The organism is Pseudomonas sp. BN607, from assembly GCF_029871175.1.
Classification (GTDB): domain Bacteria; phylum Pseudomonadota; class Gammaproteobacteria; order Pseudomonadales; family Pseudomonadaceae; genus Aquipseudomonas.
On sequence record NZ_SSOE01000028.1, the window covers coordinates 184,796 to 209,281 of the forward strand.

21 protein-coding genes are annotated in these 24,486 nt (G+C 64.4%); 10 read left to right on the forward strand and 11 right to left on the reverse strand.

Going from position 1 to position 24,486, the window contains the following annotated elements; genetic code table 11:
• Positions 1-236: 236 nt before the first annotated feature.
• The 7 genes from E8E68_RS07140 to gshB all read right to left on the reverse strand — a co-directional run bounded on the left by E8E68_RS07140 (position 237) and on the right by gshB (position 6,199).
• Entirely contained in the window at positions 237-1,508 is a 1,272-nt protein-coding gene (locus E8E68_RS07140; RefSeq protein ID WP_280340369.1) for a dihydroorotase, read from the reverse strand.
• Positions 1,505-2,509, reverse strand: coding sequence for an aspartate carbamoyltransferase catalytic subunit (locus E8E68_RS07145; RefSeq protein WP_003257774.1), 1,005 nt, complete (start codon positions 2,507-2,509; stop codon positions 1,505-1,507). Before E8E68_RS07145 ends, E8E68_RS07140 begins: the two co-directional genes overlap by 4 nt.
• Positions 2,510-2,520: 11 nt before the next feature.
• Entirely contained in the window at positions 2,521-3,039 is a 519-nt protein-coding gene (pyrR, locus tag E8E68_RS07150; RefSeq protein ID WP_266032435.1) for a bifunctional pyr operon transcriptional regulator/uracil phosphoribosyltransferase PyrR, read from the reverse strand.
• 49 nt (positions 3,040-3,088) lie between these two features.
• A complete protein-coding gene (ruvX, locus tag E8E68_RS07155; protein ID WP_110748630.1) occupies positions 3,089-3,514 on the reverse strand; it encodes a Holliday junction resolvase RuvX in 426 nt (141 codons plus the stop codon).
• Entirely contained in the window at positions 3,514-4,083 is a 570-nt protein-coding gene (locus tag E8E68_RS07160) for a YqgE/AlgH family protein (RefSeq protein ID WP_266032432.1), read from the reverse strand. The genes ruvX and E8E68_RS07160 overlap by 1 nt, the downstream gene beginning before the upstream one ends.
• Positions 4,084-4,248: 165 nt before the next feature.
• Positions 4,249-5,154, reverse strand: a complete 906-nt coding sequence (locus tag E8E68_RS07165; RefSeq protein ID WP_266032429.1) for an energy transducer TonB — start codon at positions 5,152-5,154, stop codon at positions 4,249-4,251.
• A 91-nt stretch (positions 5,155-5,245) separates the two neighbouring features.
• A complete protein-coding gene (gene gshB / locus E8E68_RS07170; protein ID WP_266032426.1) occupies positions 5,246-6,199 on the reverse strand; it encodes a glutathione synthase in 954 nt (317 codons plus the stop codon).
• Positions 6,200-6,451: 252 nt separating this feature from the next.
• Between gshB and E8E68_RS07175 the strand changes: the two genes are divergently transcribed.
• From E8E68_RS07175 to E8E68_RS07205, 7 genes are all read left to right on the forward strand, one after another.
• On the forward strand, positions 6,452-6,853 hold the full coding sequence (locus E8E68_RS07175) for a response regulator (protein WP_110746511.1): 402 nt from the start codon (positions 6,452-6,454) through the stop codon (positions 6,851-6,853).
• A 46-nt stretch (positions 6,854-6,899) separates the two neighbouring features.
• On the forward strand, positions 6,900-7,265 hold the full coding sequence (gene pilH / locus E8E68_RS07180) for a twitching motility response regulator PilH (RefSeq protein WP_110746513.1): 366 nt from the start codon (positions 6,900-6,902) through the stop codon (positions 7,263-7,265).
• Positions 7,262-7,816, forward strand: a complete 555-nt coding sequence (locus E8E68_RS07185; protein WP_110746515.1) for a chemotaxis protein CheW — start codon at positions 7,262-7,264, stop codon at positions 7,814-7,816. The genes pilH and E8E68_RS07185 overlap by 4 nt, the downstream gene beginning before the upstream one ends.
• Positions 7,817-7,863: 47 nt before the next feature.
• The gene (locus E8E68_RS07190; protein WP_266032455.1) at positions 7,864-9,900 is read left to right on the forward strand and encodes a methyl-accepting chemotaxis protein; all 2,037 of its coding nucleotides are present in this window, start codon (positions 7,864-7,866) and stop codon (positions 9,898-9,900) included.
• 9 nt (positions 9,901-9,909) lie between these two features.
• Complete coding sequence (locus E8E68_RS07195) at positions 9,910-14,847, forward strand: Hpt domain-containing protein (RefSeq protein WP_280340380.1); 4,938 nt, start codon at positions 9,910-9,912, stop codon at positions 14,845-14,847.
• Positions 14,840-15,313 (forward strand): chemotaxis protein CheW, encoded by a 474-nt coding sequence (locus E8E68_RS07200; RefSeq protein WP_266032417.1) that lies wholly within the window; start codon positions 14,840-14,842, stop codon positions 15,311-15,313. The genes E8E68_RS07195 and E8E68_RS07200 overlap by 8 nt, the downstream gene beginning before the upstream one ends.
• 154 nt (positions 15,314-15,467) lie before the next feature.
• Positions 15,468-16,085 carry a hemolysin III family protein gene (locus E8E68_RS07205; protein ID WP_110746525.1) on the forward strand — a complete coding sequence of 206 codons (618 nt, stop codon included), beginning with the start codon at positions 15,468-15,470 and terminating at the stop codon, positions 16,083-16,085.
• Here the strand turns inward: E8E68_RS07205 and E8E68_RS07210 are convergent, their stop codons facing one another.
• From E8E68_RS07210 to E8E68_RS07220, 3 genes are all read right to left on the reverse strand, one after another.
• Positions 16,086-16,805, reverse strand: coding sequence for a 16S rRNA (uracil(1498)-N(3))-methyltransferase (locus E8E68_RS07210; protein ID WP_266032413.1), 720 nt, complete (start codon positions 16,803-16,805; stop codon positions 16,086-16,088).
• Positions 16,806-16,882: 77 nt separating this feature from the next.
• On the reverse strand, positions 16,883-18,289 hold the full coding sequence (locus E8E68_RS07215; RefSeq protein WP_280340384.1) for an adenosylmethionine--8-amino-7-oxononanoate transaminase: 1,407 nt from the start codon (positions 18,287-18,289) through the stop codon (positions 16,883-16,885).
• 79 nt (positions 18,290-18,368) lie between these two features.
• Positions 18,369-18,860 carry a hypothetical protein gene (locus tag E8E68_RS07220; protein ID WP_110746532.1) on the reverse strand — a complete coding sequence of 164 codons (492 nt, stop codon included), beginning with the start codon at positions 18,858-18,860 and terminating at the stop codon, positions 18,369-18,371.
• 210 nt (positions 18,861-19,070) lie between these two features.
• Between E8E68_RS07220 and E8E68_RS07225 the strand changes: the two genes are divergently transcribed.
• The 3 genes from E8E68_RS07225 to E8E68_RS07235 all read left to right on the forward strand — a co-directional run bounded on the left by E8E68_RS07225 (position 19,071) and on the right by E8E68_RS07235 (position 22,283).
• Complete coding sequence (locus tag E8E68_RS07225; RefSeq protein ID WP_280340386.1) at positions 19,071-20,930, forward strand: flavin monoamine oxidase family protein; 1,860 nt, start codon at positions 19,071-19,073, stop codon at positions 20,928-20,930.
• Between the two features lie 190 nt (positions 20,931-21,120).
• Positions 21,121-21,672: a cytochrome b gene (locus E8E68_RS07230; RefSeq protein WP_110746536.1), complete on the forward strand. Its 552-nt coding sequence runs from the start codon at positions 21,121-21,123 to the stop codon at positions 21,670-21,672.
• Between the two features lie 32 nt (positions 21,673-21,704).
• A complete protein-coding gene (locus tag E8E68_RS07235) occupies positions 21,705-22,283 on the forward strand; it encodes a YceI family protein (RefSeq protein ID WP_266032403.1) in 579 nt (192 codons plus the stop codon).
• A gap of 150 nt (positions 22,284-22,433) precedes the next feature.
• On the opposite strand, the gene E8E68_RS07240 is transcribed toward E8E68_RS07235, so the two are convergent.
• Positions 22,434-24,329, reverse strand: coding sequence for a DEAD/DEAH box helicase (locus tag E8E68_RS07240; RefSeq protein WP_266032400.1), 1,896 nt, complete (start codon positions 24,327-24,329; stop codon positions 22,434-22,436).
• Between the last annotated feature and the right edge of the window lie 157 nt (positions 24,330-24,486).

Below are 24,486 nucleotides of genomic sequence, written 5' to 3' on the forward strand. Positions count from 1 at the left end.
CTCCACGCAGCGGGGCGAAAGTGCCTGATGCAGACTCATATGGGGGTGGGGGGAAGGATTTCAACCGGGGGGGATGAATGGTTGGTACAGGCTCAAGGTTGTACGCGGTCAATGTGGGAGCGGCCTTGCGTCGCGAAAGGGCCGCGCAGCGGCCCCAGGATCTCGGCATCATGCATAGATTGCTGGGGCCGCTTTGCGGCCCTATCGCGACACAAGGCCGCTCCCACAGACGTTACTCAGGCCTCGTGGCAGATGTGCCCATCGACCAAGGTATAACGCACCGCACCCGGCAGGCAGTGGCCGATGAACGGGCAGTTCTCGCCACGCGACAACCACTGCTCGCCAGCCACGGTCGAGGCTTGCGGGTCGAACAGCACCAGGTCAGCTGCGCCACCCACCTTCAGCTCGCCCGCCGGCAGGCGCAGGGCGGCCGCCGGGCCGCTGCTCAGGCGGGCCAGCAAGGTTGGCAGGTCGAGCAGGCCGTCCTGCACCAGGGTCATGGCCAGTGGCAGCAACAGCTCGACGCTGCTGATACCCGGCTCGGTGGCACCGAACGGTGCCAGCTTGGCGTCGCGCTCGTGCGGCTGGTGGTGGCTGGAGATCGCCTGGATCACCCCCGACTTCACCGCCTCGCGCAGGCCGTCACGGTCGGCAGCAGTGCGCAGCGGCGGCTGCACGTGGTACAGGCTGGAGAACTCGCGCAGCGATTCGTCGGTGAGAATCAGCTGGTATAGCGCCACGTCAGCGGTCACCGGCAGGCCAAGTGCCTGGGCCTGGGCGATCAGTCGCGCGCCACGGGCGCTGGTGATCTGGCTGAAGTGCGCACGCACGCCAGACTGTTCCACCAGCAGCAGGTTACGCGCCAGGGCCACAGTCTCGGCGCTTTCCGGGATGCCCGGCAGGCCGAGGAAACTGGCCATGGCGCCCTCATGGGCCAGGCCGCCTTGGGCGAGGTCGCGGTCCTGGGAGTGGAACACCACTGTCAGGTCGAAGGTAGCCGCGTACTCCAGGGCGCGGGCCAGGGTACGGTTGTTGGGGATTTCCTTCAGGCCATTGCCGAAGGCCACGCAACCCGTGTCACGCAGGGCCACCAGCTCGGCCAGTTGCTCACCTTCCAGGCCTTTGGTCAGGGCGCCGATCGGGTAGACCTTGCTGTTGGCCGCCTCGCGGGCGCGGTCGAGGATCAGTTCGGCCACTGCCGAGGTGTCCAGCACCGGCTTGGTCTGCGGTGGGCAGCACAGGCTGGTAACGCCGCCAGCCACGGCGGCGCGGGTTTCGCTGGCGATGTTGCCTTTGCGGCTGTAGCCCGGCTCGCGCAGGGACACGCCAAGGTCTACCAGGCCAGGCGCGGCAACCAGGCCATCAGCCTGGATCGTGCGGCTGGCGCTGAACCCGGCCGGGGCGGTGCCGATCGCGGCAATGCGGCCACCGTCCAGGTGCAGATCGGTGACCTGGTCCAGACCGCTTTTGGGGTCGATGACCCGGGCGCCGAGAATACTGATGGTCACTGGGCGTTCTCCTGGTCGAATTGACGTTGCGCGTTCTGCCCGCTCATGGCCATGGACAGCACGGCCATGCGCACTGCGATGCCGTAGGTGACCTGGTTGAGGATCACCGAGTGCTTGCCGTCGGCCACCGCCGACTCGATTTCCACGCCACGGTTGATCGGGCCCGGGTGCATGACGATGGCATCGGGCTTGGCCCCGGCCAGGCGCGCCGTGGTCAGGCCGAACAGGCGGTAGAACTCGCCTTCGCTGGGCAGCAGGCCACCGGCCATGCGCTCACGCTGCAGGCGCAGCATGATCACCACGTCGACGTCTTTCAGGCCTTCGGCGAGGTCGGTGTAGACCTTCACGCCATATTGCTCGATGCCGATCGGGATCAGGGTTTTCGGCCCGATCACGCGGATGTCCGGGCAACCCAGCGCTTTCAGCGCGAGCATGTCGGAACGGGCCACGCGGGAGTGCAGGATATCGCCGACGATGGCCACCGACAGGTTCTCGAAGCTGCCCTTGTGGCGGCGGATGGTGAGCATATCGAGCATGCCCTGGGTCGGGTGTGCATGGCGGCCGTCACCGCCGTTGATCACGGCAACCTCCGGGCATACATGCTCGGCGATGAAGTGCGCAGCGCCCGAGTCGGAGTGGCGCACGACGAACATGTCGGCGGCCATGGCCTCCAGGTTGCGCAGGGTGTCGAACAGGGTTTCGCCCTTGCTGGTCGAGGAGGTCGACACGTTCAGGCTAATCACGTCGGCTGACAGGCGCTGGGCCGCCAGTTCGAAAGTGGTTCGGGTGCGGGTCGAGTTTTCGAAGAATACGTTGCATACGGTCTTGCCGCGCAGCAGCGGGACTTTCTTCACGGCCCGGGCACCGACTTCCAGGAAGGAGTCGGCGGTGTCGAGGATCTCGGTGAGCAGTTCGCGGGGCAAACCGTCGAGCGAGAGGAAGTGGCGCAGCTGGCCCTGATCATTGAGCTGCAGCGGGCGCTTGGCGTCGATTGGCGTCATCGCGGGGACTCTTAAAGGGCGGAAGCGGAGGCGAGGTCCTGGCGCTCGAGGGCGAGCGGTGCGGGTCCGGTCAATTTTACCCGTTCATGGGCGGCGAGCGACAGGGTGGCACCGAGCACATTCGGACGGATCGGCAATTCGCCGGCATCCAGGTCCAGCAGGCAGACCAGGGTGACGCTGGCCGGGCGGCCATAATCGAACAGTTCATTGAGCGCTGCGCGAATGGTGCGACCGCTCATCAGCACGTCATCCACCAGCACCAGGTGCTGGCCCTCGACCTCGAACGGCAGTTCGGACGGGCGCACTTGGGGGTGCAGGCCGTTCTGGCTGAAGTCGTCGCGGTAGAAAGACACGTCCAGGGTGCCCATGGGGCTGGTGTCGCCCATGGCTTCCTGCAGGGCCTGGGCAACCCAGACGCCGCCGGTGCGGATACCGATGTAGCGGGGCTCGCTGATGTTGCGGCGGGCCAGGTGGGCGCGAAGGTCGACAGCCATCTGCCGGATCAGCTCGGCGGGGTTGGGTAGGCTCATTGCGGGCTCCTCGGAAGGGTGCGCCGGGCGGGCCCGGCGGCAAAGATGATCAGGTGTTGGCCTCCAGCCAGCCTTGCAGCAGCAGGGCCGCAGCAATGGCATCGACCGGGTTGTCGCGGTAGCTGCCGCGCTGGCCGCCGCGGGCCAGGCGCTCGCCTTTGGCCTCGAAGGTAGTCAGGCGCTCGTCGTGGGTGTGCACAGGCAGGTTGAAGCGGCCGTTCAGGCGGCGGGCGAACTTTTCGGCGCGGGCGCTCATTTCGCTGGGCGTGCCGTCCATGTTCAGCGGCAGGCCGACGACAATGGCATCGGGTTTCCACTCATTGATGAGTTTTTCGACCTGAGCCCAGTCTGGTACGCCGTTCTGTGCCTTCAGCGTGCACAGCTCACGCGCCTGGCCGGTGATTACCTGGCCGACGGCCACGCCGATCTGTTTGCTGCCATAGTCGAAGCCCAGCAGGAGGCGTAGCTCGGCCATCAGGCGTGGCCCGCCTGGCTGGTCAGCAGGTGCAAGTTGATGCCCAGGCTGGCAGCCGCAGCTTCCAGGCGCAGGTCGCTGGCCATGCCGAAGACGATTTCCGGGTCGAACGGGCAGTTAAGCCAGGCGTTATCGGCCAGCTCCGCTTCCAGTTGACCGGCTTCCCAGCCGGCGTAGCCGAGGGTGATCAGGCATTGCTTCGGGCCTACGCCGGCGGCGATGGCCAGCAAGATGTCCTGCGAAGTGGTCAGTGACAGCCCTTCCAGGGCCACGGTGGCCTGGAAGCTGCATTCGCTGCTGTGCAGCACGAAGCCGCGGTCAGTTTGGACCGGGCCTCCCTGGTAGATAGGCACCTGCAAAGTGCTGGCCGGCGGCATTTCGTCCGGGCGCAGTTGCTCGAGGATGTCGGCCAGGCTCAGTTCCTGTGGCCGGTTGACCACCAGGCCCATGGCGCCATGCTCATTGTGCTCGACGATGTACGTGAGGGTCTGGGCAAAGTTCGGGTCGGCCATGTGCGGCATGGCGATCAGGAACTGGTGCTTGAGGTAGCTCGGGGCGAGGGTTTTCATGGGGGATAGTGTGGCGCCAGGCGGCGAGGCTGACAAGGTGCGGATTTGTGTCGTCTGGTTGGTGCTTGTCGTGAGGTTTTTGGCGCCTTCGAGATCGAGCGCCGCCCGCGCGGCGCTCGATATCCGCGCCGCCCCATACCGAAAGCCCTACCCCCAAAGCAACAATCAGTTACTGGACAAACGGTCCCCACGGGCAAAGCGCCAGGTGCGGATGATCTCCAGCCGGTCAAACTCGGCCATGTCCCCGGTAAACGGTGCAAAGGGGGCCGCCAACCGCACGATACGCTGCGCCGCCTGGTCCAGCACTGGCTGCCCCGATGATTCCAGCACCAGCACCTCGTACAGTGAACCATCCCGGTTGATCGACACCATCATGCGCAAGTTGCCGTAAATCTGTTGGCGACGGGCTTCGTCGGGGTAGTTCAGGTTACCGACCCGCTCGACCTTCTTGCGCCACTCTTCCTTGTACCAGGCACCCTTGTCGCGCATGGTCGAGGCGGCATTCAGGCGGTGGATGCGCGGGCGCTTGGCATACATCTGCTGCTCATTGGACAGCTCCGCCTCCAGGCTGGCGATCTGGCTGGACAACTGTGAGCTGTCGAAGTCCGGCGCGGGTGCGGCCGGCTTGGGCTGCGGTTTGCTTTCCTTAGGCTTGGGTTCGACCTTTTGCGCCTTCGGTGCTGTGGTCACTACCGCCGACTTCTGTGGGGTTGGCGGTGGCACCACCTCGGGCCTCGCGGCGGGCGGTGGGGTGATCTTGTTGATCTTGCTGTCCTGGAACGGCGCCAGCTCGGTGGTCTTGGGCACCGCCTTCTTGTCCAGTGTCCCGCTGCCTTGCTGGTTGTCCTGGGCCTGGAAGTCGGCTTTCTCCGGCGGCTTCTCGCTCTTGAAGGTGGCCAGGGTGATATCCATGGTGTGGCGGATTTCGGCCGGTTTGACCACGCTGAAACCGACGCCAAGGATCAGCGCCAGGTGCACCAGGGCAGCCAGGAACAAGGTGAAGCCGAGCCTGTCCATCGGGCGGACGCGGGGTGGCAGCAGGTCGGAGGGGATGTCAGCGGGCAGCGTCATCAGGTATCCAGCAACCGCTGGGCGGGGCAGCGGGTCAGGTAAATAGGACCCGCATCATACCCCACTCTGTGATTGTGCCGCGCGTTGCCGGTCAGCGCGCCTTCAGCTGTCGATCAATGGCGTCCATCAGCTTGCCACCGATATCGGTGTTGTAGGCGTTGTCGATTTCGCGGATGCAAGTAGGGCTGGTGACGTTGATTTCGGTGAGGTAGTCGCCGATCACGTCCAGGCCAACGAACAGCAGGCCCTTCTCGCGCAGGGTCGGGCCGACCTGGGCGGCGATCCAGCGGTCACGCTCGCTCAGCGGGCGCGCTTCGCCACGGCCGCCGGCGGCCAGGTTGCCTCGGGTTTCGCCGCTGGCCGGGATGCGCGCCAGGCAGTAGTCGACCGGCTCGCCGTCGATCATCAGGATGCGCTTGTCGCCGTCCTTGATCGCCGGCAGATAGGCTTGGGCCATGATCTGTTGGGCGCCCAATGCAGTCAGGGTTTCGAGGATCACCGACAGGTTGGGATCGCCCACCCGGTGGCGGAAAATCGAAGTGCCACCCATGCCGTCCAATGGCTTGAGAATCACATCGCCATGCGCGGCTGCGAACTCGCGGATGATGTCCGGGCGACGGCTGACCAGCGTTGGCGGCGTGCACTGCGGGAACAGCGTGGCAAACAGTTTTTCGTTGCAGTCACGCAGGCTTTGTGGGCGGTTCACCACCAGCACGCCGTCGTTCTCGGCTTGTTCCAGCAGGTAGGTGCTGTAGACGAACTCCATGTCGAACGGCGGGTCCTTGCGCATCAGGATCACATCCAGCTCGGCCAGGGTGCTGTCCTGCTCCTCGCCCAGCTCGAACCAGCGGCTGGGGTCGGCGAACACTTTCAGCGGGCGCATGCGCGCACGGGCCTTGCCTTCACCCTGGTACAAGTCGCGCTGTTCCATGTAGAACAGGCTCCAGCCGCGTGCCTGGGCGGCCAGCAGCATGGCCAGCGAGCTGTCCTTCTTGTAGGAGATGGACGCGATGGGGTCCATGACAATGCCGAGGCGAACGCTCATGGGGTGGTTCCTCTTGGCGGCAGGTGGCCGCGATGGATCGAAAGAAAAGTGGCTCAGGGTGGCGCTGTGAACGCCGCTGGTCAAGGGGCGGCGCAGATGGAACGCTCACCCGGAGTGTGCTAAAAATGCCAGTCATAGCGCTGTGCAGCAGGCCCAGAGGGGCGCGCGATCTGTTCGGGAGCGGCCTTGTGTCGCGATAGGGCGCGCAGCGGCCCCACGATTTCGGCATAAACAGCGACGGTAGCCCAAGTGATGGAACAACCCCTGAAGGTGATGGTGATCGACGATTCGCGCACGATCCGCCGCACCGCGCAGATGTTGCTCGGTGAAGCGGGCTGCGAAGTGATCACGGCCAGCGATGGTTTCGATGCCCTGGCCAAGATCGTCGACCACCAGCCGGGCATCATCTTCGTCGATGTGCTGATGCCGCGCCTGGACGGCTACCAGACCTGCGCGGTGATCAAGCACAACAGCGCCTTCAAGGACACCCCGGTGATCCTGCTGTCGTCGCGTGATGGCTTGTTCGACAAGGCCCGCGGCCGGGTGGTCGGGTCCGATCAGTTCCTGACCAAGCCGTTCAGCAAGGAAGAACTGCTCGACGCGATCCGTGCCCATGTGCCCGGGTTTGCCGCACCTCAACAACACGCACCCTGACCGCGCCCCGCCATGGCACGGTCCTACTTCCTGATGGGGAACCAGCATGGCCCGAGTTCTGATTGTCGACGACTCGCCGACAGAGATGTACCGCTTGACCGAGTGGCTGGAAAAGCACGGCCACCAGGTGCTCAAGGCCAGCAACGGTGCCGATGGCGTGGCCCTGGCCCGGCAGGACAAGCCTGATGCCGTACTGATGGATATCGTCATGCCTGGCATGAACGGTTTCCAGGCTACCCGCCAGCTCAGCAAGGACCCGGAAACCAGCGCCATCCCGGTGATCGTGGTTACCACCAAGGACCAGGAAACCGACCGGATCTGGGCCACGCGTCAGGGCGCCCGTGACTTCCTCACCAAACCGGTAGAAGAACACGCGTTGATCGCCAAGCTCAAAGAAGTGCTGGGGGCTTGACCACCCGCCCGCAGGGCGCGTCGTTGACCGCCTTCGAGTTATTGCTGGACATCGACCGGCGCTGCCGCTTGCTGGTGGCTGACCAGCCGCCGCAGGACAACCGCCTGCAGCAGTGGAGCGGCATCGGCTTTCGTATTGCCGGGCAGTGGTTCGTCGCGCCCATGGGCGAAGTGGCTGAGGTGCTGCGCGAGCCACGCAGCAGCCGCGTTCCCGGTGTACAGCCCTGGGTATGCGGGGTGGCCAACCTGCGGGGCCGGCTGTTGCCGGTGATGGACCTGAGCAGCTTCTTCGGCCTTGGCCACGTTGCCCCGGGCAAGCAGCGTCGGGTATTGGTGCTGGACCACGACGACCTGTTCGTCGGCTTGCTGGTGGACGAGGTGCTCGGCCTGCAGCACTTTGCCCTGGACAGCCTGCAGCTGTCGCCGCCACAGCCACTGATCTCCGCCGCTGCGCGCTTTGTGCAGGGGCACTTCCCGCGTGAACGCAACTGGGCGATTTTCAGCCCCTTCGCCCTGGCCCAGGCGCCGGGCTTTCTCGATGTGGCGTTATAGGACATGCGAACGTGAACAAGCCTGCCGCCCCCGTCACAGCTACCACCGTGACCCCACGTACCCGCAGCATCGCGCAGATCACCGTGCTGTTCCTTATCCTGATCCTGTCGATCATCCTGCTGTTCGCCAACTTCGCCTATCTGAACACCCAGTCCAACTACGACAAGCAGTACATCGGCCATGCTGGCGAACTGCGCGTGCTGTCGCAGCGTATTGCCAAGAACGCCACCGAGGCGGCAACCGGCAAGGCCCTGGCGTTCAAGCTGCTGTCGGATGCACGCAACGACTTCGAGCGGCGCTGGGGCTACCTGCGTCAGGGTGACCCGTCCACCGGCTTGCCTGCCGCACCGCCGAACGTGCGCGACGAGATGGAAGCGGTGCGCCGCGACTGGGAAAACCTGCGCAAGAACACCGACACCATCCTGGCCAGTGAGCAGACTGTGCTGTCGCTGCACCAGGTGGCCGCGACCCTGGCCGAGACCGTGCCGCAGTTGCAGGTGGAATATGAAAAAGTGGTCGAGATCCTGCTGCAGAGCGGTGCACCCGCCAACCAGGTGGCGGTGGCCCAGCGCCAGCTGTTGCTGGCCGAGCGCATCCTCGGGTCGGTCAATACCGTACTGGCCGGTGATGACGCGGCCGCGCAGGCAGCCGACGCCTTTGGCCGCGATGCCGGGCGCTTTGGTCAGGTGCTGGAGGGCATGCTCAACGGCGATCCGGCGATCCAGATATCCCGTGTGGAGGATGCCGACGCCCGTGCGCGGCTGGCCGAAATCGCCGAATTGTTCCAGTTCGTTGCCGGTTCGGTGGACGAAATCCTCGAAACCTCGCCAGAGCTGTTCCGTGTGCGGGAGGCCGCAGGCAACATCTTCAGCCTGTCGCAGACCCTGCTCGACGAGGCCTCGCACCTGGCGAATGGTTTCGAGAACCTGGCCGGTGGGCGCACTCTCGACACCGTCGGCGGCTACGCACTGGGCCTGCTGGCGCTGGCCTCGATCATTCTCATCGGCCTGGTCATGGTACGCACCACCAACCGCCAGTTGCGCGAGACCGCGGAAAAGAACGAACGCAACCAGCAGGCGATCATGCGCCTGCTCGACGAAATCGAAGAACTGGCCGATGGTGACCTGACCGTGACCGTCTCGGTAACCGAAGACTTCACCGGCGCCATTGCCGACTCGATCAATTATTCCGTGGACCAGTTGCGCGACCTGGTCGCCACCATCAACCACAGCGCCGTGCAGGTTGCCGCCGCCGTGCAGGACACGCAGAACACCGCACGGCAGTTGGCCAAGGCCTCGGAGCACCAGGCCGAACAGATCAGCGAGGCGTCCGAGGCGGTCGGCGACATGGTCGAGTCGATCGACCGGGTTTCTGCGCACGCCTACGAGTCAGCCAAAGTGGCCGAGCGCTCGGTGGCCATCGCCAACAAGGGCAACGAGGTGGTGCACAACACCATCAACGGCATGGACAACATTCGCGAGCAGATTCAGGACACCGCCAAGCGGATCAAGCGCCTGGGCGAGTCGTCCCAGGAAATCGGCGATATCGTCAGCCTGATCGACGACATTGCCGACCAGACCAACATCCTCGCCCTCAATGCAGCCATCCAGGCCTCCCTGGCCGGTGAAGCCGGGCGCGGCTTTGCCGTGGTTGCCGACGAGGTGCAGCGCCTGGCCGAACGCTCGTCGTCGGCCACCCGCCAGATCGAGGCGCTGGTGCGCACGATCCAGGCCGATACCAACGAGGCGGTGATCTCCATGGAACAGACAACCGCCGAGGTGGTGCGCGGCGCGCGTTTGGCCCAGGATGCGGGGGTGGCGCTGGCCGAGATCGAAGGCGTGTCGCAGAACCTTGCTGACCTTATCCACAGCATTTCCGACGCCGCCCAGTTGCAGACATCGTCGGCCGGGCAGATTTCCCACACCATGGCGGTGATCCAGCAGATTACCGCGCAGACCTCCGCTGGCTCCGGTGCCACCGCAGACAGCATCCGCCACCTGGCGCGCATGGCCAGCGAGATGCGCCGTTCGGTGTCCGGCTTCACCCTGCCACCACTGCAGAGCCCAACCGAAGAGCCGCGCTGAGGAGTGCCCATGGCTGTAGCAGCACTAAGCCCAGAGCGCCACGACACGGTGGCGCTGGCCTGGACCAAGGCCGCCATCCTCGACTGCCTCGGCCAGGCGCGCCAGGCACTGGAGCGCTTTGCCGGGGAGCCGGGCGACCTGTCGATGCTGGCCTTCGTGGTCGACAACCTGCACCAGGTGCACGGTTGCCTGCGCATGCTCGAACTGCGTGGCGCCACGCGCCTGGCCGAGGAGCTGGAACTGTTTGCCCGGGCGTTGGCCGAAGGCCAGGTCAGCCCAAGGGGTGATTGCCTGGGAGCATTGTTCCGCGGCCTGGAGCAACTGCCTTCATACCTTGAGCGGTTGCGCGGTGCGCGCCACGACTTGCCGTTGGTCATGCTGCCGTTGCTCAACCAGCTGCGTGCCTGCCGTGGCGTCGAGCCATTGGCCCAGGCCAGCCTGATCAGGGGTGCCGCGCAGCGCTTTGCCGGCTCCGATGACCTGGCCAACCTCGACCTGTCCCTGGGTAACTGGCGTGACCAACTGCAGGCCGGTCCGGGTCGCGATGCCCTGCGCTCGGTGGTGAGCGCACTGTGCGACGACCTGATGCGCATCAAGGAGCGTCTTGACCTGTTCGGGCGCGGTGACCGCCAGCACAGCGAGCAGCTCGACGCCTTGCTGGCGCCGCTGCGGCACGTGGCCGACACCCTGGCCGTGCTGGGTTTCCAGCAACCGCGGCGGGTCATCATCGACCAGGTACTGGTGCTGCAGGCACTGTCCCAGGGCGAGCGGGCAGTGGACGATGCGGTGCTGATGGACGTGGCAGGCGCCTTGCTCTATGTCGAGGCCACGCTCAACGGCATGGTCGGCCCGCTGGAAGAAAACGGCCAGGGCGGCCTGCCGGGCTCGGACCTCGCGGAAATTCGCCAGTTGGTGCTGAACGAGTCGCTGAACGTGCTGCAGCAGGCCAAGGACCTGATCGGCGATTGCCTCGAGTCCGGCTGGCCGCGGCAACGTCTGCAACCCTTGCCGGGTTTGTTGCAGCAGGTGCGTGGCGCGCTGGCGATGTTGATGCTGCCAGCCGTGGCCGAAGTGTTCGCCGGCTGTGCCGGCTATGTGCAGCGCTGGTTGCAACACCTGGAGGTGGAGCCACCTGCCGATGAACTGGCGCACTTGGCCGAGGCCTTGAGCGCCGCCGAATGGTACCTGCAATGGCGGGTGGCTGACCCGCTGGCCGATGGCCAACCCTTTATCGATATGGCGCGAGCCAGTCTGGCGAAGCTAGGGGTGCACTGTGCGCTGGTCGAAGCCAGTACAGGCCTGGATGGTATCGATGACGAACTGCGCGAAGTGTTTCTCGACGAGGCAGGCGAGCTGCTGCCGGACATCGAGCGCCACTGGTTGCGCTGGCGCGCCGACAACCAGCAGCGTGAGGCGCTGGGCGAAGTACGCCGGGCGCTGCACACGCTCAAAGGCAGTGGCCGTATGGTGCATGCCGAAGCGGTGGCCGAGCTGGCCTGGGGCGCGGAGCACCTGTTGAACCGGGTGCTGGAAGGGCGCAGCGTGCTCAGCCCGGAAGGTGTGGTGGCCTTGCAGCAGGCATTCGTTCACCTGCCTGACCTGCTGGCCGACTTCGCTGCCGGTCAGCTGCCCCAACTCAGCGAGATCGAGCAACTGGCCGGGCACCTGCATGCGCTGGCTGAAAACGACGTGCCGGCCGTTGCTGATATCGACGGCCTCGACCCTCAGCTGCTGGACATATTCCGCAGCGAGGCGCAGGGCCACCTGGCCAGCCTCGATGCTTTCCTGCAAGGGGCCGACAGCCAGGAAACGCCGGTCAGCGATGGCCTGCAACGCGCGCTGCACACGCTCAAGGGCAGCGCGGCAATGGCCGGGGTCATGCCGGTCGCTGAACTGGCTACCGCCTTCGACCGCCTGGCCCGAGAGTACAAGGGCCACCAGTTGCCGTTGGAAATGGCCGAGCTTGAATGGCTGGAGGCTGCGCGTTCGCTGTTCCACCTGGGCTTGGCGCAACTCGACAGCACGCCGCTGGCAGCCATTCCCGGCGCCGCCGAGCTGATCGAACAGGTCGGCCAGGCCGTGGACGGGCGCCTGGCGGCCCTGCATCAGGCTCCGCAGCATGCCCGGCTCGGCAAGCGTGACCCGCAGCAGCTCGCCAGCTTCCTGGCGCAAGCCATGGATATCCTGCTCAACGCCGAATCGTCGCTGGCGCACTGGCAGCAACAACCCGGCCAGCGTGGTGCGCTGGACACCCTGCTTGATGAAATGACTACCCTGGGCCATGCCGCGCACCTGGCTGACCTGTGGCAGATGGATGATGTGTGCGAAGCCCTGCTTGATCTGTACGGTGCGGTGGAGGAGGGCAGCCTACCGGCCGATGGGCGTTTCTTCGCCCAGGCTCAGCGTGCCCAGGAAGCCTTGCTGGACATGCTCGATGAAGTAGCGGCCGGGCAAGATATTCCGCCGCGCGTGGAACTGGTCGACAGCCTGCGCAGCTTGCTGGACCAGGCCCTGGCGCCGGATGCCACCGGCCTGGTGGGCATCGATACGGTAACGCCGTTGCACCCGGACATGGACTTTGCCGATACCCTGGGCTTGGGAATGCCACGCCCGCCCTTGCTCACGGAGCTGGACGAGCCGCCGGCGCATGCGCCGGAAAGCCCCGGCGAAGAGCTGCTGGAAGTGTTTCTTGAAGAAAGCTCGGACATTGTCGAGAGCGCCGCAGCTGCCTTGGCGCGCTGGCAAGGTGACCCGCGCAACAGCGTCGAGGTGGACAACCTCATGCGCGACCTGCACACCCTCAAAGGCGTGGCGCGCATGGTCGAAATCGCCCCGATCGGTGATCTGGCCCACGAACTGGAGTTTCTCTACGAACTGTTGGCCGTCGGCCGCCTGCCACCGAGCCCGCCGCTGTTCGCCCTGCTGCAGAACTGCCACGACCGCCTGGCGCACATGCTCGATGCCGTGCGCCTGGGCCAGCCGTTGCATGCTGCCACGGCACTGATCGACTACATTCGCAATTTCAGCAGTGCGGCGCTCACCGACAGTGCGGCTGGCCAGGGGCCGTTGGAGGCTGCCAGTGCCGATGTGCCGGCAGCTGCCCCGGAACGGGCCCCGGGCGACATGGTCAAGGTCGATGCCGAGCTGCTCGACGAGCTGGGTAACCTGGCCGGCGAGCACTCGATCATCCGTGGGCGCATCGAGCAGCAGGTCAACGACGCGCAGTTCACCCTCAACGAGATGGAAACCACGCTTGAGCGCATGCGCGACCAGTTGCTGCGCCTGGACATCGAGACCCAGGGGCGGATCTCCAGTCGCCAGCAATTCGAAGGTGATGCCTATGACGACTTCGACCCGCTGGAAATGGACCGCCACTCGCAGTTGCAGCAGCTGTCGCGGGCGTTGTTCGAATCCGCCTCGGACATGCTCGACCTGAAAGAAACCCTGGCCCAGCGCGCCCATGAGGCCTATAGCCTGCTGCAGCAGCAGGCACGGGTAAACAGCCAGTTGCAGGAAGGCCTGACCGCCACACTGATGGTACCGTTCGAACGCCTGGTGCCACGCTTGCAGCGGGTGGTGCGGCAGGTGGCCAGCGAGTTGGGCAAGCAGGTAGAGCTGGTGGTCGGCAACGCCGAGGGCGAGCTGGACCGCAGCGTGCTCGAACGCATGGTGGCGCCTTTGGAACACATGCTGCGCAATGCCGTCGATCATGGCCTGGAAAGCCGCGAAATGCGCCTGGCTGCAGGCAAGCCGGAGCAGGGCACGATCCACCTGAACCTGCTGCACGAAGGTGCCGATATTGTCATCGAAATGACTGACGACGGTGCCGGTGTGCCGCTGGAAGCAGTGCGTCGCAAAGCCATCAAGCGCGGCCTGCTGGACCCGCAGGCGCACTTGAGCGATCACGAGATTCTGCAGTTCATCCTGCGCCCTGGCTTTTCCACTGCCGAGAAGATCACCCAGATTTCCGGGCGCGGTCTGGGTATGGACGTGGTGCACGAGGAGGTCAAGCAACTGGGTGGCTCGATGAGCATCGAATCGGCCCAGGGCAAGGGTGCTCGCTTCTTGATCCGCCTGCCATTCACCGTGTCGATCAACCGTGCGCTGATGGTGCACCTGGGCGAAGAACAGTATGCCATTCCGCTGAATACCATCGAGGGTATCGTCCGCGTGCCGCCGGCAGAACTGGCGGCCTGCTACCAGCTGGGCTCGCCGCGTTATGTCTACGCCGGCCACGAATACGAGCTGCGCTACCTGGGTGAGTTGCTACAGGGGTTGCCGCGCCCCGCCTTGCTGGGTGTGAGCGTACCATTGCCGGTGCTGCTGGTGCACTCCAAGGAGCAATCGTTCGCTATCCAGGCCGATGGCCTGTCTCCCAGCCGCGAGATCGTGGTCAAGAGCCTGGGCCCACAGTTTGCCGCAGTTGCCGGGCTATCGGGGGCGACGCTGCTGGGCGATGGCCGGGTGGTGCTGATTCTCGACCTGCTGGGCCAGCTGCGTGGCCAGCAGCGCCGTCTGGCGCGCCTGCCCGGTGGCGGTGCCCAGCACCCGCTGCTCGGCCCGGCCCCGCGCCGCGCCTTGTTGGTGATGGTGGTGGACGATTCGGTAACCGTGCGCAAGGTCACCAGCCGCCTGCTGGAACGTCACGGCATGAGTGTGCTCACGGCCAAGGACGGTGTCGATGCAATGGCACTTTTAGAAGAGCACCGGCCCGATGTGTTGCTGCTGGACATCGAGATGCCGCGCATGGATGGCTTTGAGGTGGCTACGCGGATTCGCCGTGATGAACGGCTCAAAGACCTGCCGATCATCATGATTACCTCGCGCACCGGGCAGAAGCACCGCGACCGCGCCATGGCCATCGGCGTCAACGAATACCTGGGCAAGCCGTATCAGGAATCGCTGCTGCTGCAGAGCATTGCTCACTGGAGCCAGACCCATGCTTGAACTGATCGCCGGCCAGCGCAGCAGCCTGACCGGGTTGTTGTTGCCGTTGGGTGACCGCACCCTGGTGCTGCCCAACGTGGCGGTCGCCGAGTTGAGCGGTCAGCGCAACCTGATGTGCCAGCTAAATGAACCGGCTTGGCACCTGGGCTGGATAGACTGGCGCCAGCAGCGCTTGCCGCTGATCGGCTTCGAGGCTGCGTGCGGTGGCGAGACGCCTTGCGGTGAACGGGCGCGCGTGGTGGTGCTCAATGCTTTGGGCGATACCGGTTTGCGGTACCTGGCGCTGTTGCTGCAAGACATTCCGCGCTCGTGCAAGCTCGACAGTCAGCTGAACTACGTGGATGTGGCGCTGGGCAGGTTGGAGCTGGCAGCGGTGCAGGTGGGCGAGCAGGTAGCGCGGGTGCCAGACCTGGTCGCGTTGGAAAGGCTGGTGCGTGACGCCGATCTGCAACCTGATCTTGGGTAGGGTGTCAGATACAGGGCCCTTTCGCGGGCACGCCCGCTCCCACAGGGAAATCATGCTCTTCAAGACAAGTGGATAACCTGTGGCGGGCATGCCCGCGAAGAGGCCATAAGCATCACATCAGGAACCCAGCCCACCTCAGGAGGTCTGTGTTTGCATGTATTACGGTGAACGCTTCAACGCCTGGACTCACCTGGTAGGGGCTGTCCTGGCCTGTATCGGGGCCATCTGGCTGATCGTGGTTGCGGGCCTGCAAGGTGACCCGTGGAAGATCGTCAGTTTTTCCATCTACGGCAGCACCTTGCTGTTGCTGTACAGCATATCCACCCTTTACCACAGCACGCGTGGGCGAGCGAAGGTGATCATGCGAAAGCTCGACCACCTGTCGATCTACCTGCTGATTGCCGGCAGCTACACGCCGTTCTGCCTGGTCAGCCTGCGTGGTCCCTGGGGCTGGAGCCTGTTCGGCGTTGTCTGGGGGCTGGCGGTGCTCGGCATGCTGCAAGAGATCAAGCCACGTTCCGAGGCACGTATCCTTTCAATCATCATCTACGCGGTGATGGGCTGGATCGTACTGGTAGCCGTCAAGCCGCTGCTGCACTCGCTGGGCACCGCCGGCTTCGTCTGGCTGGCCGCGGGCGGGGTGTTGTACACCGTGGGCATCATCTTTTTCGCCCTGGACAGCCGCCTGCGCCACGCGCATGGCATCTGGCACCTGTTCGTGATCGCAGGCAGCCTGATGCACTTCGTGGCGGTGTCGTTCTACGTACGCTAGTTAAAAGTCGCCCCACAACTGCTGCGCCACCGACAAGGCCACCACTGGCGCCGTCTCTGTGCGCAGCACACGTGGGCCGAGGCGGGCTGCGTGGAAACCGGCGGCCTTGGCCTGCTCCACTTCGGCTTCGCTCAGGCCGCCTTCGGGCCCGATCAAAAAGGCCAGGGTCGCAGGCTTGGCATGGCGGGTAAGTGGTTCGGCCACCGGGTGCAGGACCAGCTTCAGGTCAGCCTGGCTGCTGCTTAGCCATTCGGCCAGGGTCACTGGCGGGTGGATGACTGGCAAGGTCGAGCGGCCACATTGCTCGCAGGCGCTGATTGCCACTTGCCGCCAGTGGGCCAGGCGCTTGTCGGCGCGTTCGTCCTTCAGGCGCACTTCGCAGCGCTCGCTGACGATGGGGGTGATTTCGTTGGCGCCCAGTTCGGTGGCCTTCTGAATTGCCCAGTCCATGCGCTCGCCACGCGACAGTCCTTGGCCGAGGTGGACGTGCAGCGGGGAGTCGGCCTGGCCGACGAAGGCCTGGTCGAGGCTGACGCGGACGGTTTTCTTGCCCACTTCAAGCAACTGGCCGAGGTATTCCTGGCCGCTGCCGTCGAACAGCTGTACGGCATCGCCGGGGGCCATGCGCAGTACGCGGCCAATGTAGTGGGCCTGGGCTTCGGGCAGGTCATGCTCGCCAAGGCTCAAGGGGGCGTCGATGAAGAAGCGGGACAGTCTCATGGTTCTGCTCGGACGAAAAGGGATCATGTGACCCTGTGGGAGCGCTCCCACAGGGTTTGGCGGCGGGGCTTTCGGGCCTAGCCCGGATCGCGGAAATCGGGATGGAAGTTGGCCGGCACTGCCACACTGACGCTGTCGCGGGTGGCAATGTCGATGCCTTCGCTGGCGACCTCGGCCAGGAAGTCGATCTGCTCTGGCGTAATTACATACGGTGGCAGGAAGTACACCACGCTGCCCAGCGGCCGCAGCAGGGCGCCGCGGGTCAGCGCATGTTCGAACACCTTCAGGCCGCGCCGCTCCTGCCAGGGGTAAGCGACCTTGCCCGCCTTGTCCTGGACCATCTCGATGGCCAGGGCCATGCCGGTCTGGCGAATTTCGGCCACGTGGGCATGATCGGCCAGGTGGGCAGTGGCGCTGGCCATGCGCGTGGCCAAGGCCTTGTTGGCCTCGATCACGTTGTCTTGCGCGAAGATGTCCAGCGTCGCCAGCGCGGCAGCACAAGCCAGCGGGTTGCCGGTATAGCTGTGTGAGTGGAGGAACGCGCGCAGGGTCGGGTAGTCGTCGTAGAACGCCTGGTACACCTTGTCGGTGGTCAGGCAGGCGGCCAGCGGCAGATAACCGCCGGTCAATGCCTTGGACAGGCACAGGAAATCGGGGCGGATGCCGGCCTGTTCGCAGGCGAACATGGTACCGGTACGGCCGAAACCCACGGCGATTTCGTCATGGATCAAGTGCACGTCGTAGCGGTCGCAGGCTTCACGCAGCAGCTTGAGGTACACCGGGTGGTACATGCGCATGCCGCCGGCGCCCTGGATCAGCGGCTCGATGATCACCGCGGAAATGCTCTGGTGGTGTTCGGCCAAGGTCTGTTCCATGTCTGCGAACATGTTGCGCGAATGCTCCTCCCAGCCCATGCCTTCGGGGCGCAGGTAACAGTCCGGGCTCGGCACTTTGATCGTATCGAGCAGCAGCGCCTTGTAGGTCTCGGTGAACAGCGGCACATCGCCGACCGACATCGCGGCGATGGTTTCGCCGTGGTAGCTGTTGGTGAGGGTGACGAAGCGCTTCTTGCCCGGTTTGCCGACGTTCTGCCAGTAGTGGAAGCTCATCTTCAGCGCGACTTCGATGCACGACGAGCCGTTGTCGGCATAGAACACCCGGTCAAGCCCGGCCGGGGTCATCGCCACCAGGCGCTCGGACAGTTCGATCACCGGCTGATGGCTGAAGCCGGCCAGGATCACGTGCTCCAGTTGGTCGACCTGGTCCTTGATGCGCTGGTTGATGCGCGGGTTGGCGTGGCCGAATACGTTGACCCACCAGCTGCTCACAGCATCCAGGTAGCGCTTGCCTTCGAAGTCTTCCAGCCACACGCCCTCGCCGCGCCTGATAGGGATCAGCGGTAATTGCTCGTGGTCTTTCATCTGGGTGCAGGGGTGCCACAGGACCTTGAGGTCGCGTTGCATCCACTGATCATTCAGGCCCATGGGCACTTCTCCTGGCTTTACGGCGTGGTTCGACCGCGTAAGCCTAAGCAATGCTGCAGGGCACCACAACCGCTGCCGTTCAGTGGCGTCGGGTGCCGGTCCATTCGAGGCGGCGGATGTGGACGGTACCGGCCTGCGAGGTGGAGATGGTCAGACGCCGGAATGGCCCGTCGATTACCTGGTGGTAAGGTTGTGTGGCAATGGGCCCCGGGCGCAAATCGCGAAAACCGCTACCTTCAAGCGTGAGCCAGTAAAAGTTGCGGGGGACAGGGGCGCACAGGTCGTAATCAAGGTTCTCGGCATCGAACAGCATGTGCAGGTCGTCACACAGGAAGTCGCTGACCACGTAGTATTCCAGGCGCAGGCACTCGACCTCCTGGGCAAAGGATATTTCCACGTCGCTGTGCTCGCCGATTACCAGCTCGGTGCCGTCCTCGCCTTTGAACGCCTCGTGGAAGCCGGTCCACGAGGTGCTGTTGGAGCGGATGCTCAGGCCCGAGGGCGTGAACAGGGTCTGCCTGTGCCACAGAAACTGCCGTTCGACGTGCTGGAAATGCTCCTCGAAGATCATGCGCATGCCCTCCTGGTGGGGCTGATGGCCATCTTCGCCAGCTTCGCCTGCTGCGGTGTGACATGGCTACTGGCAAAAATGTCAGTTGCGAAAGGCACTTGATGTCACTGCGCTGGCAGGGTTGGCGGAGCTGACGTATTCTTAACGCATCTCCCCGGGGCATTTCTGCCTCTCCCCGTTTCCGTAACCTCTGACTCGGAGTTCGCCGACATGGCTGCTGCTTGGGTGCGTCTGTGCGCGTTGATATTGATTGGTGTTTCCAGCGGCACTGCGCTGGCGAAGGATAAAACGCCCACCGCGATCGTCGTGGGTGGTGGCCTGGCGGGCCTGACCGCGGCCTATGAACTGCAGAACAAAGGCTGGCAGGTGACCCTGCTGGAAGCCAAGGCCGGCATGGGCGGGCGCTCGGGCCTTGCCACCAGCGAGTGGATCGGCAACGCCAAGGCGCAGCCGGTGCTCAACCAGTACCTTGACCGTTTCAAGCTTGAAACACTGCCGGCGCCCGAGTTCGTACGCACCCCTGGTTACCTGATCGACGGCGAATATTTCAGCGCCACCGACCTGGCAACCAAGCAGCCGGCCACAGCCGAGGCACTCAAGCGCTACGAAAAAACCCTCGACGACCTGGCGCGTTCGATCGACGACCCGCTGAACCCGCAGGCCACCAGCACGCTGTTCGCCCTCGACCAGATCAACGTTTCCACCTGGCTGGACAAGCTGCAACTGCCGGCCACCGCCCGCCAATTGGTCAACCAGCAGATCCGTACCCGCTACGATGAACCGTCGCGCCTGTCGCTGCTGTACTTTGCCCAGCAGAACCGCGTCTACCGTGGCGTCAGTGACCGCGATCTGCGTGCCGCACGCCTGCCCGGCGGTAGCCCGGTACTGGCCCAGGCTTTCGTCAAGCAGTTGAAGACCATCAAGACCAGCTCGCCGGTCACCGCGATTGTGCAGGACAAGGACAGTGTCACGGTCAAAGTCGGCAGTGTCGGTTATCAGGCCGATTACCTGGTCATGGCCGTGCCGTTGCGCGCCCTGGCCAAGATCCAGATGACCCCAGGCCTGGACGCCAAGCACCTGGCGGCGCTCAAGGGCACCAACTATGGCTGGCGCGACCAGCTCATGCTGAAGTTCAAGAAGCCGGTATGGGAAAGCCGCGCGCGGATGTCGGGGGAAATCTTCAGTAACACCGGGCTTGGCATGCTGTGGATCGAACCGGCGCTCAAGGGCGGTGCCAACGTGGTTATCAACCTGTCCGGCGACAATGCCCGCCTGTTGCAGGCCTTTGGCGACAAGCAGATGGTTGACCAGGTGCTGATCCGCCTGCATGCGTTCTACCCGCAGGCACGTGGTGCGTTCACTGGCTATGAGGTCAAGCGCTACAGCGTCGATGCCAGTACTGGTGGTGCTTACCTGGCCTACGGCCCGGGGCAGATCAGCAAGTACTGGCGCCTGTGGGAGCGCCCGGTGCAGCGCATCACCTTTGCGGGTGAGCACACCGATGCGCTGTACCCAGGCACGCTGGAAGGTGCCCTGCGCAGTGGCCAGCGGGCCGCCAGCCAGGCGCAGGACCTGCTGGCTGGCAAGTCGTTCGACCCCGCCAAGGCGGCGCCGGTCGCGGCGGCTGCTGCGGCAGGCGCGGCGGCCAAGGAGAACAAGGGTGGCTTCTTCTCGAATATGTTCGGGGGTTCGTCCGACAAGTCGGGCAAGGCTGAGCAGGTGCCAGCCAAGACCGAGGCGAAGCCGGTCGATGAGGCCAAGCAGGACAAGCCAGGCTTCTTCAAGCGTCTGTTCGGTGGGGCGGACAAGCCCGAGGTAAAGGCCGAGCCGATTGCCAAGGCTGATGAAGTGGCACCAGCAGTTGCGCCTGCTCCAGCGCCTGCGCCGCAAGCTGCACCTGCGCCAGTCGTGAAGGAAGCGGCAGCCAAGCCAGCTGCGACCAAGGCTGCCCCGGCCAAGCATGCGCCGGCGCACAAGCCAGCGCAAAAACCTGCCGAGAGCAAGAAGGCTACTGCCAAGTCTGAGCCGGCGAAAAAAACCGTGGCCAATACCCAGGCCAAGGCCGGTTGAATCATTGCCAGCGCCGGCCATGGGCCGGCACTGGCAACCCTGAACCCTGCGTCTATCGTTAATGTTTCCTTAATGGGACGCTTACACAATAAATATCGGATTTCTCGATAATCCAAAGCAATTTTTTCCGCTTTTATTCGATACGTTACGCGATAGTCTGTGCACAGCTTTCACGGGGAAACACGCCAACATGCAACTGCGCAATTCACCTTCTCGCTACGGCGTGGTCAGTATCGTCCTGCACTGGGGCGTGGCGCTGGCGGTTTTCGGTTTGTTCGGCCTGGGCCTGTGGATGGTCGGCCTTGACTACTACAGCCCGTGGCGCAAATCCGGCCCGGACCTGCACAAGAGCATCGGCCTGGTGCTGTTGGCGGTGATGCTCCTGCGGGTGCTCTGGCGCTTCGTCAGCCCGCCACCACCGGCACCGGCCACCCACGGTGCGTTCACCCGCACCGCGGCCAAACTGGGCCATCTGGCACTTTACCTTGGGCTGTTTGCAGTGATGGGCGCCGGTTACCTCATTTCCACCGCTGATGGCGTCGGTATCCCGGTGTTCGGCCTGTTCGAAGTGCCGGCCTTGATCAGTGACCTGCCCGACCAGGCAGATGTGGCTGGCGTGATACATCTCTGGCTGGCCTGGGGCTTGGTGATTTTTGCCGTGTTGCATGCCCTGGCCGCGCTCAAGCACCATTTCATCGACCGTGACGCGACCCTGAGCCGCATGCTGGGCCGCAAAGCTTGACTCTCAACCTCAATTGCATAGGAATGAACAGGATGTTGAAAAAGACTTTTGCCGCTCTGGCGCTCGGTACCGCTCTGCTCTCCGCTGGCCAGGCCATGGCTGCCGAGTACAAGATCGACAAGGAAGGGCAGCACGCGTTCGTTGATTGGAAAATCAGCCACCTGGGCTACAGCTTCATCCACGGTACCTTCAAGGACTTCGATGGCAACTTCACTTGGGACAGCGCCAAGCCTGAAGCCAGCAAGATCAATGTCGACCTGAAAACCGCCAGCCTGTGGTCGAACCATGCCGAGCGCGACAAGCACATTGCCAGCGCTGACTTCCTCGACGTCAAGAAGTACCCGGAAGCCAAGTTCGTTTCCACCAGCGTCAAATCGACTGGCGAAAAGACTGCCGACGTGACCGGCGACCTGACCCTGCACGGCGTGACCAAACCTGTCACCTTCAAGGCTACCTTCAACGGTGAAGGCAAGGACCCATGGGGTGGCGAGCGCGCCGGCTTCAATGCCGCCACCACGCTTAACCTGAACGACTTCGGCATCAAGGGCCCAGGCCCGACTTCGCAAACCCTGGACCTGGATATCAGTGTTGAAGGTGTGAAGCAGAAGTAATCTGCGGTAGCTGAAATACCGAGGGGCTGCTGTGCAGCCCTTTCGCTAAAAAGGCCGCCCCCACAGGTATGACGCAGTACGTGAAAACTGCGCAATACCTGTGGGGGCGGCCTTTTTAGTGAAAGGGCCGCAAAGCGGCCCCCTTTACTTCTATGAGCCCTTGCGGGTCAGCAGTGCCGGGCGCTCACCGCGCGGGCGGCTTGGCAGGTCGTCCAGCTGTTCTGGCGTCGGGTAACGGTCGAGCTTGGATTCCTTGCGGATGATAACCGGCTGTTTTTCCGGCTGGCGCGGGTTGCGCACCGCCGGCTCTGGCCGGGCAGCGTCATCACGTGCCGGGCGACCACGGCCAGCGCCGCCATCACGACGGGCACCACCACCGTTATTGGCGCGAGGCGGGCGTTTTTCACCGCTGCTACCACCGCTGCGCTGCTGGCCGCCGTTGCGGGCCTGGCCCTGACCACCGCCGTTGCTGCGCTGGCCACTACCTTGGCCTTGAGCTTGGCCGGCACCACCCCCTGGGCGGCGGTTACGGCCTTGGTTCTTGCCTTGGTATGGGCTGACATAGTCGGCACGGTTACCGAAGTTGTCGATCTCGTCGTCCAGGAACTCTTCCGGGTCACGGTCAGCCGGTGCTTTCGGCACATTGCCACTGCCGGCCTGCTGCTGGCGCGGTTTCTTGTCACGCGGCTTGCGCGGCTGCTGTTGCTTGTCGCCGCTCTTTTCCTTGTCGGCCGGCTTTTCAGCAGCCTGCTGCTTGGCCTTGCCTTTATCCTTGCCCTTGTCCTTGCGGCCGCCGTTGGCGTCTTTGCCGCCTTCGCCACGGGCCTGCTGGTTACGGCCACCGCGGCCGTTATTCTGCGGGCGCTCGCGTACTTCGGGCTTTTCGGCTTCAACCTGGCTGGCGTCGAAGCCCATCAGGTCGCCATCCGGGATGCGCTGCTTGGTGACCCGCTCGATGCTTTTGAGCAGCTTTTCTTCATCCGGCGCGACCATGGAAATGGCCTCGCCCGAACGACCGGCACGGCCAGTACGGCCAATACGGTGTACGTAGTCTTCTTCGACATTCGGCAACTCGAAGTTGACCACGTGTGGCAGCTGATCGATGTCCAGGCCGCGGGCAGCGATGTCGGTGGCAACCAGCACGCGGACGCTGTTCGCCTTGAAGTCGGCAAGGGCCTTGGTGCGGGCGTTCTGGCTTTTGTTGCCGTGGATGGCGGCGGCGGTCAGGCCGTGCTTTTCCAGGTATTCGGCCAGGCGGTTGGCACCGTGCTTGGTACGGGTGAACACCAGCACCTGCTCCCAGGCGCCCAGGGTGATCAGGTGTGCCAGCAGCGCGCGCTTGTGGCTGGCCGGCAGGCGGTAGACGCGCTGCTCGATACGCTCGACGGTGGTGTTCGGCGGGGTGACCTCGATACGCTCCGGGTTGTGCAGGAGCTTGTCGGCAAGGTCGGTGATGTCCTTGGAGAAGGTGGCCGAGAACAGCAGGTTCTGGCGTTTGGCCGGCAAACGGGCAAGTACCTTCTTGACGTCGTGGATGAAGCCCATGTCGAGCATGCGGTCGGCTTCGTCGAGCACGAGGATTTCAACGTGGGCCAGGTCGACCTTGCCCTGACCGGCCAGGTCGAGCAGGCGGCCCGGGCAGGCGACCAGTACATCGACACCCTTGGCAATGGCCTGGATCTGTGGGTTCATGCCGACACCGCCGAAGATGCAGGCGCTGACCAGCGGCAGGTCCCGTGCATACACCTTGAAGCTGTCATGCACCTGGGCGGCCAGTTCGCGGGTCGGGGTCAGGACCAGTACGCGGGGCTGGCGCGGGCCATGGCGCTGCGACTTGTCAGGGTGGCCGGCCGGGAACAGGCGCTCGAGAATCGGCAGGGCGAAGCCACCGGTTTTACCAGTACCCGTCTGGGCGGCCACCATAAGGTCGCGGCCTTGCAACACGGCGGGAATTGCCCGCTGTTGCACGGGGGTCGGCTGGGTATAGCCCGCAGCCTCGATAGCGCGGACAAGAGCCTCGGAGAGACCGAGGGAAGCAAAGGACATGGGCGATCCTGTTCTCGTTTGGGCTGGGCCCGTTTGGGATGTTCTGCCTGGCGCGACGGGCATCGGTGGGATGCGATCGCGTCCGGTCCAGCTGGGCTTTCACTGCACATCCGGGAAACGGAGGCTGGACGCGAAGGGGCGTCGGTGCCGATCGGGA

Coding starts and splice junctions, on each gene's coding strand:
- E8E68_RS07175 (WP_110746511.1), top strand. CDS start 6,452: ATGGAACAACCCCTGAAGGTGATGGTGATCGACGATTCGCGCACGATC.
- E8E68_RS07235 (WP_266032403.1), top strand. CDS start 21,705: ATGTTGAAAAAGACTTTTGCCGCTCTGGCGCTCGGTACCGCTCTGCTC.
- pilH (WP_110746513.1), top strand. CDS start 6,900: ATGGCCCGAGTTCTGATTGTCGACGACTCGCCGACAGAGATGTACCGC.
- ruvX (WP_110748630.1), bottom strand. CDS start 3,514: ATGGCCGAGCTACGCCTCCTGCTGGGCTTCGACTATGGCAGCAAACAG.
- gshB (WP_266032426.1), bottom strand. CDS start 6,199: ATGAGCGTTCGCCTCGGCATTGTCATGGACCCCATCGCGTCCATCTCC.
- E8E68_RS07225 (WP_280340386.1), top strand. CDS start 19,071: ATGGCTGCTGCTTGGGTGCGTCTGTGCGCGTTGATATTGATTGGTGTT.
- E8E68_RS07165 (WP_266032429.1), bottom strand. CDS start 5,154: ATGACGCTGCCCGCTGACATCCCCTCCGACCTGCTGCCACCCCGCGTC.
- E8E68_RS07230 (WP_110746536.1), top strand. CDS start 21,121: ATGCAACTGCGCAATTCACCTTCTCGCTACGGCGTGGTCAGTATCGTC.
- E8E68_RS07200 (WP_266032417.1), top strand. CDS start 14,840: ATGCTTGAACTGATCGCCGGCCAGCGCAGCAGCCTGACCGGGTTGTTG.
- E8E68_RS07220 (WP_110746532.1), bottom strand. CDS start 18,860: ATGATCTTCGAGGAGCATTTCCAGCACGTCGAACGGCAGTTTCTGTGG.
- E8E68_RS07210 (WP_266032413.1), bottom strand. CDS start 16,805: ATGAGACTGTCCCGCTTCTTCATCGACGCCCCCTTGAGCCTTGGCGAG.
- E8E68_RS07160 (WP_266032432.1), bottom strand. CDS start 4,083: ATGAAAACCCTCGCCCCGAGCTACCTCAAGCACCAGTTCCTGATCGCC.
- pyrR (WP_266032435.1), bottom strand. CDS start 3,039: ATGAGCCTACCCAACCCCGCCGAGCTGATCCGGCAGATGGCTGTCGAC.
- E8E68_RS07195 (WP_280340380.1), top strand. CDS start 9,910: ATGGCTGTAGCAGCACTAAGCCCAGAGCGCCACGACACGGTGGCGCTG.
- E8E68_RS07240 (WP_266032400.1), bottom strand. CDS start 24,329: ATGTCCTTTGCTTCCCTCGGTCTCTCCGAGGCTCTTGTCCGCGCTATC.
- E8E68_RS07205 (WP_110746525.1), top strand. CDS start 15,468: ATGTATTACGGTGAACGCTTCAACGCCTGGACTCACCTGGTAGGGGCT.
- E8E68_RS07215 (WP_280340384.1), bottom strand. CDS start 18,289: ATGGGCCTGAATGATCAGTGGATGCAACGCGACCTCAAGGTCCTGTGG.
- E8E68_RS07145 (WP_003257774.1), bottom strand. CDS start 2,509: ATGACGCCAATCGACGCCAAGCGCCCGCTGCAGCTCAATGATCAGGGC.